This window comes from Microcoleus pseudofavosus SVA1_A4 (assembly GCF_036700565.1).
In the GTDB taxonomy this organism is placed as follows: domain Bacteria; phylum Cyanobacteriota; class Cyanobacteriia; order Cyanobacteriales; family Microcoleaceae; genus Microcoleus.
The window spans coordinates 1-11,975 of the sequence record NZ_JAUBPE010000024.1 but is presented as its reverse complement, the minus strand read 5'-3'; the positions used below and the strand labels follow the sequence as shown (position 1 = coordinate 11,975).

Annotated in this window: 14 protein-coding genes and 2 pseudogenes; 9 read left to right on the top strand and 7 right to left on the bottom strand. The window is 46.7% G+C overall.

Annotated features, from left to right (window positions below):
- Nucleotides 1-76: 76 nt before the first annotated feature.
- Complete coding sequence (ctaD, locus tag QUA02_RS12530) at nucleotides 77-1,882, top strand: cytochrome c oxidase subunit I (protein WP_333028097.1); 1,806 nt, start codon at nucleotides 77-79, stop codon at nucleotides 1,880-1,882.
- A gap of 52 nt (nucleotides 1,883-1,934) precedes the next feature.
- Here the strand turns inward: ctaD and QUA02_RS12525 are convergent, their stop codons facing one another.
- Nucleotides 1,935-2,126, bottom strand: a complete 192-nt coding sequence (locus QUA02_RS12525; protein WP_333028096.1) for a hypothetical protein — start codon at nucleotides 2,124-2,126, stop codon at nucleotides 1,935-1,937.
- Nucleotides 2,127-2,150: 24 nt separating this feature from the next.
- Between QUA02_RS12525 and QUA02_RS12520 the strand changes: the two genes are divergently transcribed.
- From QUA02_RS12520 to QUA02_RS12510, 3 genes are all read left to right on the top strand, one after another.
- Entirely contained in the window at nucleotides 2,151-2,774 is a 624-nt protein-coding gene (locus QUA02_RS12520; protein WP_333028094.1) for a cytochrome c oxidase subunit 3, read from the top strand.
- A gap of 171 nt (nucleotides 2,775-2,945) precedes the next feature.
- A complete protein-coding gene (locus tag QUA02_RS12515; protein WP_333028092.1) occupies nucleotides 2,946-3,227 on the top strand; it encodes an HNH endonuclease in 282 nt (93 codons plus the stop codon).
- Between the two features lie 88 nt (nucleotides 3,228-3,315).
- Nucleotides 3,316-4,551 (top strand): hypothetical protein, encoded by a 1,236-nt coding sequence (locus QUA02_RS12510; protein WP_333028091.1) that lies wholly within the window; start codon nucleotides 3,316-3,318, stop codon nucleotides 4,549-4,551.
- A 14-nt stretch (nucleotides 4,552-4,565) separates the two neighbouring features.
- Here the strand turns inward: QUA02_RS12510 and QUA02_RS12505 are convergent, their stop codons facing one another.
- The 4 genes and pseudogenes from QUA02_RS12505 to QUA02_RS12490 form a co-directional block, all read right to left on the bottom strand.
- A complete protein-coding gene (locus tag QUA02_RS12505) occupies nucleotides 4,566-4,865 on the bottom strand; it encodes a (2Fe-2S) ferredoxin domain-containing protein (RefSeq protein WP_333028089.1) in 300 nt (99 codons plus the stop codon).
- 151 nt (nucleotides 4,866-5,016) lie between these two features.
- The gene (locus tag QUA02_RS12500; protein WP_333028087.1) at nucleotides 5,017-5,991 is read right to left on the bottom strand and encodes a cysteine synthase A; all 975 of its coding nucleotides are present in this window, start codon (nucleotides 5,989-5,991) and stop codon (nucleotides 5,017-5,019) included.
- 65 nt (nucleotides 5,992-6,056) lie between these two features.
- The gene (locus QUA02_RS12495; protein WP_333028085.1) at nucleotides 6,057-6,641 is read right to left on the bottom strand and encodes a Uma2 family endonuclease; all 585 of its coding nucleotides are present in this window, start codon (nucleotides 6,639-6,641) and stop codon (nucleotides 6,057-6,059) included.
- A 35-nt stretch (nucleotides 6,642-6,676) separates the two neighbouring features.
- Nucleotides 6,677-6,760: pseudogene (locus tag QUA02_RS12490) on the bottom strand (Uma2 family endonuclease); the annotation flags it as partial.
- Between the two features lie 58 nt (nucleotides 6,761-6,818).
- Between QUA02_RS12490 and QUA02_RS12485 the strand changes: the two are divergent.
- The gene (locus QUA02_RS12485; protein WP_333028083.1) at nucleotides 6,819-6,998 is read left to right on the top strand and encodes a hypothetical protein; all 180 of its coding nucleotides are present in this window, start codon (nucleotides 6,819-6,821) and stop codon (nucleotides 6,996-6,998) included.
- Nucleotides 6,999-7,180: 182 nt separating this feature from the next.
- Nucleotides 7,181-7,414 (top strand): annotated as a pseudogene (locus tag QUA02_RS12480) (IS66 family transposase); the annotation flags it as partial.
- An 81-nt stretch (nucleotides 7,415-7,495) separates the two neighbouring features.
- Here the strand turns inward: QUA02_RS12480 and rimI are convergent.
- Nucleotides 7,496-8,110, bottom strand: coding sequence for a ribosomal protein S18-alanine N-acetyltransferase (gene rimI, locus QUA02_RS12475; protein ID WP_333028081.1), 615 nt, complete (start codon nucleotides 8,108-8,110; stop codon nucleotides 7,496-7,498).
- Nucleotides 8,111-8,235: 125 nt separating this feature from the next.
- Between rimI and lysA the strand changes: the two genes are divergently transcribed.
- The 3 genes from lysA (at nucleotide 8,236) to uppS (ending at nucleotide 11,495) form a co-directional block, all read left to right on the top strand.
- Nucleotides 8,236-9,654: a diaminopimelate decarboxylase gene (lysA, locus tag QUA02_RS12470; protein WP_333028078.1), complete on the top strand. Its 1,419-nt coding sequence runs from the start codon at nucleotides 8,236-8,238 to the stop codon at nucleotides 9,652-9,654.
- A 183-nt stretch (nucleotides 9,655-9,837) separates the two neighbouring features.
- Nucleotides 9,838-10,752, top strand: coding sequence for a diadenylate cyclase CdaA (gene cdaA, locus QUA02_RS12465; RefSeq protein WP_333028077.1), 915 nt, complete (start codon nucleotides 9,838-9,840; stop codon nucleotides 10,750-10,752).
- Nucleotides 10,749-11,495, top strand: a complete 747-nt coding sequence (gene uppS / locus QUA02_RS12460; protein ID WP_333028075.1) for an undecaprenyl pyrophosphate synthase — start codon at nucleotides 10,749-10,751, stop codon at nucleotides 11,493-11,495. Before cdaA ends, uppS begins: the two co-directional genes overlap by 4 nt.
- A gap of 121 nt (nucleotides 11,496-11,616) precedes the next feature.
- On the opposite strand, the gene QUA02_RS12455 is transcribed toward uppS, so the two are convergent.
- A complete protein-coding gene (locus QUA02_RS12455) occupies nucleotides 11,617-11,889 on the bottom strand; it encodes a DUF3143 domain-containing protein (RefSeq protein ID WP_333028073.1) in 273 nt (90 codons plus the stop codon).
- Nucleotides 11,890-11,975: the final 86 nt, after the last annotated feature.

Sequence of the window (11,975 nt, the reverse complement as noted above, 5' to 3'; positions counted from 1 at the left end):
ATAGTCATTAGTTCCTGGCACTGGGTCTTCGATCCTTAGCTAATAACTAATGACTAATAACTAATGACTAATAACTATGACACAAGCACAGTTCCAAGAAAGTGCCAACACTGAGGCTCGCGGAACAGCGCCCGCTGAGAGACATTGGCGCGACTACTTCACTTTTAATACCGACCACAAAGTCATAGGTATTCAATACCTGGTAACAACATTTACTTTCTATCTAATCGGCGGCGTGATGGCCACTTTGGTGCGAACAGAACTCGCCACCCCCGACTCCGATTTTGTCAGCCCCGAACTCTACAACAGTTTATTTACTGTTCACGCGACGGTGATGATCTTCCTGTGGATCGTACCCGCCGGAGCCGGATTTGCTAACTTTTTGATCCCCTTAATGATTGGGGCACAAGACATGGCATTTCCCAGGCTGAATGCGATCGCCTTTTGGCTGATTCCCGTAGGCGGCGTGTTGCTATTGAGCAGTTTTTTGGTGGGAGCTCCGCAGGCGGGTTGGACTTCCTATCCGCCTTTGAGCTTAGTTACTGCTCAAGCCGGGGAAGAAATTTGGATTCTCAGCGTTTTGATTCTCGGAACTTCTTCGATTTTGGGGGCGGTGAATTTTGCCGTTACCATCTTTACCATGCGGGTTCCGAGCATGAGTCTCAATGAAATGCCTTTGTTTTGCTGGGCGATGATTGCGACTTCAGCGCTGACTTTAATTGCTACTCCAGTCTTAGCCGCAGCTTTGATTTTGCTGTCGTTTGACTTGTTAGCAGGGACGGCCTTTTTTAACCCGACCGGCAACGGCGATCCCATCGTCTACCAGCATTTATTCTGGTTTTATTCGCACCCGGCAGTTTACATTATGATTATGCCCTTTTTCGGGGTGATTTCAGAAGTTTTGCCGGTGCATTCGCGCAAGCCAATTTTTGGTTATTTGGCGATCGCCTATTCCAGTCTCGCGATCAGCTTTTTGGGCTTGATCGTGTGGGCGCACCATATGTTTACCAGCGGCACACCAGGCTGGCTGCGGATGTTTTTTATGATCACGACTATGATCATCGCCGTACCAACTGGGATTAAAATATTTAGCTGGTTGGCAACTATTTGGGGAGGAAAACTCCGGCTCGTTAGCGCCATGCTATTTGGGATGGGTTTTATCTCAACATTTGTCCTCGGCGGCATCACCGGGATCATGGTAGCTTCCGTACCTTTCGACATTCACGTTCACGACACTTATTTTATCGTCGCTCACCTGCACTACGTGCTGTTTGGTGGCTCGGTGTTTGGAATTTACGCTGCTTTTTACCACTGGTTCCCCAAAATGACGGGGCGGATGATTAATGAATTTTGGGGTAGAGTTCACTTTGTTTTAACCTATGTTGGCTTTACTGTAACTTTCTTGCCGATGCACGCTTTGGGGATGCAAGGAATGCCCCGGCGGGTGGCAATGTACGACCCGAAATTTACCACAATTAATGTCATTTGTACTGTCGGTGCTTATATGCTGGCAGTGTCTACAATCCCATTTATCATTAATGTGATTTGGAGCTGGAGGTACGGCCCGAAAGCAGGTGACAATCCTTGGCAAGCTTTGAGTTTGGAATGGATGACGACTTCGCCGCCACCTATCGAAAATTTTGAAGGAGTGCCGGTGTTGGCAACGGGGCCTTACGATTACGGCATGGAAAAAATTCAGCGGACAGGGGAACGTCTCAGGCTCAAGTTGAGGGAAAATGCCAGCCGCAACGCCCAGAAAACAGGTATTCCTATTGCGGAGGCTCAAGCTTCAACTTTCTTTGGCGGTACTGCAACTTTGGTCGCTCCTGAATCAGAGATAAATGTTGATTCTCCTGCTGATGAAAGTCAAGATGGCGAATAGTTATTAGTCATCAGTCATCAGTCATTAGTCATTAGTCATTAGTCATGAGTTATTAGTTATTGCACGTTACAATATGAGAACTTTTGACTGATGACTTTTGACAGCAACAGCACACCCGCAATGTAGGGATAAAATTTTTCCCCTCTTCCCTCTTCCCTCTTCCTTCTTCATTCTTCCTGACATCCGTTACATCCGTTACATCCGTTACAGAATCCGTTGCCGAACTTCCTTCTTCCTTCAACATCCCATTACCAACTAGCAATTTATTATGCAAATTCCAGCGATCGATCCGGCAAAAACAGCCCTGAATTACCACCACAATGCCGAGGTAGAAGCACACGGTGTCGAGCATCCCGACCACCGAATGTTAGGTGTAATTGTGTTCCTGTGCGCTGAAGGCATGATATTTTTCGGTATGTTTGCCGCGTATTTGATTTATCGGGCGATGGCCCCCGTGTGGCCTCCTGAAGGTACGCCGGCGCGAGAGTTATTGCTGCCGGGAATTAATACGCTGATTTTGATTTCTAGCAGTTTTGTGATTCACAATGCTGATACTGCAATCAAAAAGAATGATGCCGCCGGAATGCGAAATTGGTTGCTCGTAACTATTGCTATGGGCGCAGTTTTCTTGTTCGGTCAGGTTTACGAATACACTCATTTAGAGTTTGGCTTGACGACGAATTTGTATGCCAGTTGCTTTTACGTTTTGACTGCTTTTCACGGCTTGCACGTTACGTTGGGAGTGCTGCTGATGGTGGCGGTGGTGTGGCGATCGCGCGCGCAAGGTCACTATTCTAGCGAGCACCACTTCGGAATCGAAGCGACTGAGCTTTACTGGCACTTTGTGGATGTTATTTGGATTGTTTTGTTTTTGTTGCTGTATATTTTGTGATCCCAGAGGCTTTTCTGCCTCTGCCACAAGAGATTTGTATGACCCCCAATTGGGGGTTTTTTATTGTTTGGAGAGTGCGATCGACTTTCATTCACCCTCTCAAAGCCGATCGCGCTAAATTAAGCTAAATTAAAAATAGCAATTCTCCTATCCAGCAGCATTGAGAAAATTATGCCGTGCGAATTGTGCGATCGACCAATGGAAGCATTAACCGCCCATCACCTCATCCCCAAACAAAACACCAAGCGGAAAAACGAAGATCCCAGCCCGACGATCGACATTTGCTCGGCCTGTCACCGCCAGATTCACTCTCTATTCGACAACAAACACCTCGCCCAAGAGCTCAACACCCTCGAAAAGCTCAAAAATGACCCTGAACTCCAGAAATTTATCTCTTGGATTAAGAAACAAAAAACCGACAAACGCATTCAAGTACGCGGCAAAAAAAACTGAATCCAACCATCGATTCCGGGTGCATAGCGATCGCCCCCGAACTCAGGTATAGTTATTTATCTATTCCGACGGGCTACAATCAACTATTATGAACCCAACTCCCCTAGAAATTGCAAAAGACCGATCGCGCATCTTTAAAAACTACCTCCAAATCGAAATAGATGCCAAAGCTAACATAAACAAACTAGCCTTTTTAGACCGGGGCATTCAAAACTTCCCTTACCAAAAAGAAATTAAAAACTATCCCGATTATCTCAAACATAAACCCGACGGCTTAAAAGTAATTAGCAACATTCCCCCAGCCAATAATCCTCTCAAACTCAGCCTCTTTCCCAGCCTCGGACAACAACCTCAAATTAACCCACAAGCTTTAAACTTTCTCCACGAAGACATCAAACAAGCCTGCGTTTGCATTGGCACTTTTGTTGACGGCAAAATTCAGGCGCAGTGGCTGGGAAAAAACGCACTTACCAAGGCTCAGTTCTGGAGTGCTACTAAAATTATCCCGCTCCTTAACATCGTCAGTCAAGTAAATAGCAAATATCCTGACTGCGACATTGACAACTGCGTTATTAGAGATGGCAACGGGCAAAAACAAGATTTTTACTTTTATGATGTAGCAAAAGACATGATTAGCTATACCTCAAATATAGCAAGTTCAAACTCCTTAGCCGCGATGTTCAAACGCTTCGATACTCGTACAGGACTAGAGCAGTGGCTGAAGAACACTACTGGCAATAACGACCTAAATTTTCGCAGTGATTACGGCGAAATCCCTTATCTCAACAACCCCAAAATATTCGATCTAAGCAAAAAACAAGTGCTGCTAACTGCGGCAGAAAACAGCACCCAACAAAATAATTTTGTATCTGCTTATGACTTGACCAGGCTGATTTCAATGTTAGGATGGCACTTCCATCTCGAAGGGCGATCGCGCATGAGAGGATCTCAGTGGAACAGCCTAGAAACCATTGTCAGAGCAATGGGACATGACACCGCTCGATACGCGGACGAAGCAATCAAAACTTTGGGGATGGATAGCGCCATCACTTCTCCAGTAATTATCTCAAAATTGGGTTACGGAGTGAGCTCGCTCAGGGGAACCCTAGAAACAGTTTATGTGGCTTTAGTGCGGTTTGTTGACGAGCGGCCTTATGCTGCGGGAAAGCCGGCAAAACTCAGAACTTTAGCCCTGACTTTGCGGGGTGAAAAAGTTTTAGACGGTTCCAGCAGTGGCGATCGCAAAGCGATAGAACTCGACGCTAGAGTCTGCGCCGAAGTCACCGAAATTCTCCGCCGGTTGTTTGCGGAAGAATTTTTGTAAACGCGGGCGATCGACTAATGAGAAAGCTGGTGAAACTTGCGGTAAAGCATCCTCTCTACGGGCTTTCCTCCCCGCAAATGTTGCTCAGCTATTGTCGCAACTTCCTCCTGACAAACACCGCTATACCAAACCTCTTCTGGCAGCACCAACACCATCGGCCCGTTGCCGCACTGTCCCAAACAACTGCTAGCAACAACTTCAACTTCTGAACCAGACAATTTCTGAAAAGCTGCCAGTACCTTTGCGGCACTTTGCTTGCGACAAGTGCGGTTTTGGCAAACAAGAACTTGTCTAGAAGATTCTTTAATTTTCATGTTTTTTTACTTGACATTCTGCTACATATATGCTATTTTTTTATCATGGGAATAGGTATGGCCATATATGCCCGAATTGTCAGGTGATTTTTAGTAGGGACACGGCATTGCTTTTTAGTAGGGACACGGCATTGCCGTGTCCCTACTACGGTTAATCTGGTGACAAACCTTTGGAAGCCAACCATTGTCGATCGAACAAACGCGACTGATACCGAGCCCCGCCGTCGCAGAGTACCGTAACAATCGTATGTCCAGGCCCCATTTGCTTCGCTAAAGCCACCGCCGCCGCGACATTAATCCCCACAGAACCGCCCATAAACAGCCCTTCTTTCCTCAGCAGTTGATAAATTACCCTCACAGCTTCAGTATCGTTAATTTGGATGGCGTCGTCTACCGGGGCATTCTCCATATTTGCAGTCACGCGAGTGGTGCCAATTCCCTCAGTAATCGAACTGCCTTCAGTTTTAATTTCCCCAGTTTTGAAATAACTGTAAAGCCCGCTGCCCATCGGGTCTGCCAAGACAATTCTAACAGCAGGATTTTTTTCTTTCAAAAACATTCCTACGCCAGCAAAAGTGCCGCCTGTACCGGTAGCTGTTACCCAAGCATCAATTTTCCCGTTTGTTTGTTCCCAAATTTCCGGGCCAGTTGTCTCGTAATGAGCTCGGCGATTGGCTAAATTGTCAAACTGATTTGCCCAGACTGCATTCTCCATTTCCTCCGCCAATCTTCCCGACAATTTGACATAATTATTCGGGTCTTTGTAAGGAACAGCGGGGACAGTCCGAACTTCAGCGCCCAAGGTTTTCAAAGCATCGATTTTTTCTTGAGATTGGTTATCGGGAATCACGATCAAACATTTGTAACCTTTAGCGTTGCAAATGTGTGCCAAGCCGATGCCTGTATTGCCCGCAGTGCCTTCTACTACAGTTCCCCCCGGTTTCAGCAAGCCTTTTTCTTCAGCGTCTTTGATGATGTATAAAGCGGCCCGGTCTTTGACGGAACCGCCGGGATTGAGAAACTCTGCTTTGCCGAGAATTTCGCAGCCAGTTTCATCGCTGAAGCTGTTTAAGCGAATTAGTGGGGTGTTGCCGATTGTGCCTACAAAGCCGTTTTTAATATCCATATTTTTTGCGTGTTTGCATCCTATTATTAATTTTTACAATAAGTTGATATTTATTGCTAGCAGTTCTACCAAATCTTGCTCATATTGAGTACGAAGCCGGGCAAAACGGGGTCGCCCCTAACTGTAGCCGGATTCTCCAAACATTCCTCTGGCAAACCGGGACGGTAAATGTAAACGCGGCGATTTTTGCGGTCAATCAACCAGCCTAACTGCACTCCTGGTTCTCTCATATATTCTTGCATTTTTTCTTGCAATGGCTTGAGATTGTCAGAAGCCGACCTGAGCTCTACTACAAAATCCGGGCAAATCGGGGCAAATTTTTGCTTTTGTTCTGGTGACAAAGCATTCCACCGTTCCAGTTTAATCCAAGCAGCATCCGGCGACTTTTGTGCACCTGTTGACAGAGTAAATCCTGTACTCGAAGTAAACGCTAAACCAGTACCATTTTGTTCTGCCCAAACCCACAACGGCCCAAATATATTACCTTCTCGGTTTCCCGTCTCCGAACCAGTAGGGGGCATAATTAGCAATTCTCCCGATTTGTTGCGTTCAATGCGCAACTCACTATTGATTTGACAGAACTCGAAAAACTCGTCGTCTGTCATTTGCAATTCTGGTGGTATTCGCAATACGATTGTTGATGTCAACATAATTGATTTCCTCGATCGTTGCTCCTATACTAAGCTTACCAAATCTTGCTCATATTGAGTACGAATCCTGGCAAAACGGGGTCGCCGCTGACTGTCGCGGGATTCTCCAAACATTCTTCTGGCGTAAGGATTCAGGTCAAAAAAGACTTAAGTGTCAAAAGCTGGTAAAATAAAGGAATGAAAAAGCCCGCAGCCACCAGAGAGCAGAAAAAAACCGAAATAGAGCAGTTGAGCCAAGCTGAACTCGTGGAAATGGTGTTGGGGCTGCAAAAAATCATTGAAGAATTACAAGAAAAACTAGCGATTGCTACGGGAAAAGGTCGAACAACCGTAAGGATTCAGGTATCTGAAACGTAGTCACAGAAGGACTTGTAGAATTAAAGCCTTCGCTAAATCAACAGTTTCATTCTCAATAGGTACGAAAATAAAAGCTTTCATGGTTTCTTAATAAGAATGGATATTTGATGATTATTCAATCAAATGGTTACACCGTATAGGTTTTACTGTTTTTCACATGACCTGAATCCTTACGAACAACCAGTAAAACTTCTTCAATTCCTCCATCAACGGATCTACTCCAAAAACCAGAGAAAGTAACAGTCAAAACAGAAGAAGACCAGAAAAAGAAACCAGGTGGACAACCAGGTCATCAGGGGAAAACGCGAAAAGGATTTGGACGAGTAGACAGAACAGAAATTAGCTCACCCAGCATCTGTCTTAATTGTGGTAGTCAAGAATTAAGTGAAGTAATTAACATCCACAGGCAGGCAGTGCCGTTTCCCTACAATTAATCCCGGTAGGGAAACGGCACTGCCGTGTCCTCCGTTGCTTATTAAATTATTAACAAATTACACTCACAACTCAAAAATGTCGATCGCCCAATGCCAATTTTTCAGATACAGCCGATCGCACATCTCCTGTTCCTCAACCGCCAAATATCGCTGAAATTCCGGTTTTTCCAGGCCGCTGCGCCACATTACCAGAGCATCTTCTCCGGTATCTTCGTAGTATCGTTTCCGCCGTCCAGCTTCTTTAAAACCAAACTTTTTGTACAGAGAAACTGCCGCTAAATTAGAATCCCGCACTTCTAAAGTTGCGCGCTCTAATTGTCTGTCGCAAGCCGATTTTAGCAAAGCCAAAAGCAGAGCTTGTCCCAAACCCTGACGTTGAAAGCTAGGATGAATTGCCAGCATGATAATGTGAGCTTCCTCTAAAATCGCCCACAAACAACCGATACCGATGAGAGTTGGGGGAATCTGTAGGGGCAGTGCCCCCGTGCCCCCCAACTTTTGAGCGGATTCAGAGTCCTCAGTTTCCCACGTCCACAAACCCAGTAAATCGCTGTTAGGACTGTCTAACTCGCGCCTGTAGCCTTCGATCGCCCAAAGTCCCCCAAAACAAAGTCGATCGAGTTCTACCGCACAAGGCAGGTGTTCTGGGCCCAGATGTTTAATTTCTATAAAACGCACAGGGGATTTTAGATTTTAGATTTTAGATTTTAAAATTACTCAAAAGCATCAATCTGGGGCCTGATGACCCAATTGCTTGCGGTCAATTGTACACTGGAGAACACAGTAAGGATAGTTATTTCGCGATGGTATCAACTCAATCTGTCGGGGTGGAATCTGGACTTCAGTACCTGTCTGAGTCTCAAGATGCCCTGCAAAGTCGATCGCCCAATCAAGAGCTTTTACCGCTGACAGCCAGTGTTAACAGTCGCGATCGGTTGGAAATAGGAGGCTGCGAGGTGACAGCTTTGGTGGAGCAATTTGGCTCGCCACTGTACATCTTAGATGAAGAAACGCTGCGAGCGACCAGCAGCCAGTACCGAGATGCTTTTAAACGGTACTATCCGGGCGAATCTCAAGTGCTCTATGCTTCTAAAGCTTGGAGTTGTTTGGCAGTTTGCGCGATCGCAGCTTCGGAAGGTTTAGGCATAGATGTGGTATCTGCGGGGGAAATCTACACTGCACTGCAAGCCGGCGTGAATCCCGACAAAATCTATTTTCACGGGAACAACAAATCCCGCGAGGAAATCCAGCTAGCTGTCGAAAGCGGCTGCGTTACCGTAGCCGACAATTGGCTTGATTTGGAGACTCTAGCAGAGTTGGGAAAATTGGGTGTCAGCAGCAAGAGTGGCGGACCGACACGGGTTATGGTGCGGTTTACCCCTGGAATTGAGTGTCACACTCACGAATACATTCAAACTGGCCAAATCGACAGTAAATTTGGCTTCGATCCCAACTCGCTCGATCGAGTTTTTAGTTTCCTCAGCAAGCAACCCTCGTTATCGTGCGTGGGAGTACACGCTCACATCGGCTCTCAGATTTTTGAAGTGAAACCGCATCATGATTTAGCCGAAGTCATAATTCAGGCCTTGACAAAAGCACATAGTTATGATTTAAAACCGACAGAAATTAATATTGGCGGCGGGTTGGGCATTCGCTATACTGAAGCGGACGATCCTCCCAGCATTCAAAAGTGGGCTCATACAATTTGCACCGCAGTGGTAGCAGCTTGCGATCGGCATGACTTGCCATTGCCTAAGTTGCTTTGCGAACCGGGTCGATCGCTCGTGGGTACAGCCTGCGTCACCGCTTATACCGTTGGCTCTCAAAAAGTCATTCCGGGAATGCGGACATATTTAGCAGTCGATGGCGGTATGTCGGACAATCCGCGCCCTATTACCTACCAATCAGTTTATCGAGTTCTCGCAGCCAACCAAATGTCTGCTCCCTTAACGGAAACAGTGACAGTTGCTGGCAAACACTGCGAATCAGGCGATATTCTGATTAAAGATGCTAAGTTGCCAGAGTGTCAGGCAGGAGATGTCCTCGTCGTCACGGCTACAGGGGCATACAATTACAGCATGGCTTCTAACTACAACCGAGTTCCCAGGCCGGCTGCGGTTTTGGTGAGAAATGGGGAAGTTAACACGATCGTACAGCGGGAAACTTACCAAGATTTGCTGAGGTTTGACCGCCTTCCTGAACGACTCGGAGCTCAAAAGTAAAAAGTAAAAAGCAAAAAGTAAAAAGAAAAAAGAAAGATAATTCATTTTGAATTCTTGATGATTGTCTTTTAACTTTTTACTTTTGGCTTGTTCAGTCACGCGATTGGAATAATAACTGTTCATGGTTCATGGGTTAGAGTGCATCACGGTTCGCGGTTCACAGGCGGTAGGGTTCGATGAACCATGAACAATCAACAATCTGGCTATGACTTTGGCCTCGTTCAGTCCTTATTGATTCAGGCGATCGATATTGGACTGGTATTTGCGCTTGCGTATTTGGTGCTCGTCATTGTTGGGGAGCGCAGGACGCTGTGGATGGTACGGGGATTTATCATTTTGATGCTGGCGGCGGCGGTGAGCAACTGGGCTGGATTGAGGCTGTTGCACGTTGCCCTCAACAGCTTGGTGACGGGTTCGGCTGTGGCAATGGCGGTAATATTGCAGTCGGAGTTTCGCCGATTTCTGGAACAATTGGGTCGGGGGGAAATTCGGCAATTGTTTGGACGCGATCGCCGACCAAATCCCGAACCGGACAGCGTAATAGATGAAATTGTGGACGCAGTAAAAGAACTTTCGCAAAACCGCACGGGCGCTTTACTAATTGTAGAAACAGATTCTCCGATCGACGATCGGGATTTTTCGGTGCCGGGAGTGAAGTTAAATGCTGAAGTTTCTAAAGAATTGTTGCAGACTATTTTTCAACCACAAACTTTGCTTCATGACGGGGCTGTTTTGATTCGAGCTTCGCGGATCGTGTCGGCGGGGGTAATTTTGCCTTTGTCCGATCGCAGCGCGTCGCGGCAGTTGGGAACCCGCCACCGGGCGGCGATGGGGATTACGGAACGGGTGCAAGCTTGCGTGTGCGTGGTGGTGTCCGAGGAAACGGGTTCTATTTCTTTGGCGCAGATGGGAACTTTAAATCGACCTTTAACTAGCAGCAAACTGAAAGAATTGCTGGAAGCAAAACTGTTTCCGTCGGAGGGAGAAAGAGCTGTGGCTCCAATTCCGATCGGCAATCTCGGACGGCAGATAGGATTGAAGGGAGTGACACTGTTAAAGCGGATAATGCGCCGGTCGGGTAATCGGGAGAAACCATGAGTCAAGGAATTTGCTTGGAAAAGTTGCCGGAGGATCTGCAACAAGAACTACTGCCTAAGCACATAGCAGTGATTATGGACGGGAACGGGCGCTGGGCTAAGAATAAGGGGTTGCCGCGGATTGCGGGGCACCGCCGAGGAGCTAGCACTCTCAAAGAACTGCTGCGCTGCTGCAAAGATTGGGGGATTCCAGCTTTAACGGCCTATGCTTTTTCGACGGAGAATTGGGGGCGGCCGGCCGGGGAGGTGGATTTTTTGATGAGTTTGTTTGAGGGCAAGCTGCGGCAAGAATTGCGAGAGATGGTGGACGAGGACGTGCAAATTCAATTTATGGGGAATTTGGAGGCTTTGCCGAAGTCTTTGCAGGCGGAAATCCAGCGTTCTGTGACGGCAACTCAGCACAATCAGGGAATTCTGTTTACGGTGGCAACGAATTACGGGGGGCGTCAGGAGATTGTACAAGCTTGTCGGGCGATCGCCACTCAGGTGCAGGAGGGCAAGTTGCAGCCGGAGGAGATTGATGAGGTTTTATTTAAACGCTATTTGTATACTGCTGATATTTGCGACCCGGATTTGCTGATTCGGACTAGCGGGGAAATGCGGTTGAGCAATTTTCTGCTTTGGCAAATGGCTTATTCGGAAATTTACATTACTGAGACGCTGTGGCCGGATTTCGATAGATCGGAGTTTCACCGGGCTTTGTCTACTTATCAAAAACGCAGCCGCAGATTTGGGAAAGTGTAACAATTTTAGATTTTAGATTTGCGATTTTAGATTGGAAAATACAGACAAAAACGCCCACTTTTCTGTACATTCACCGACAATCCATCAATCTAAAATCCAAAATCTCAAATCTAAAATCGAATTACGGCCCGGAAAAAACTGCGGCTTCGATATCCTGACGCGAGAGGGAGTATTTGAATACTCGGTGGATGTCTTGGCCGTCGTTTCCGGCATTGATGTAGCGGATGGTGAGTTGGTCGAGGTCGAGGGAGAGTTCTGCTTTCCACGCAGGTCGATCGATGTTCCAGCAGTGCAGTTCCCGCAGGTTTTGCTCGCAGCCGCGGCTTTTTAGCCACTGCTCGATTTCTGGGAGAGGATGGTTGTACAAAGGGGTGTCAGCGGAAGGAAGAGTCATAGGATTTTAGGCGTTGCTGAATTGATGTATGATGTAGCGATCAAGATCCAAAAACATTATTCAAAACAGGATGGAATCTTTAGCTA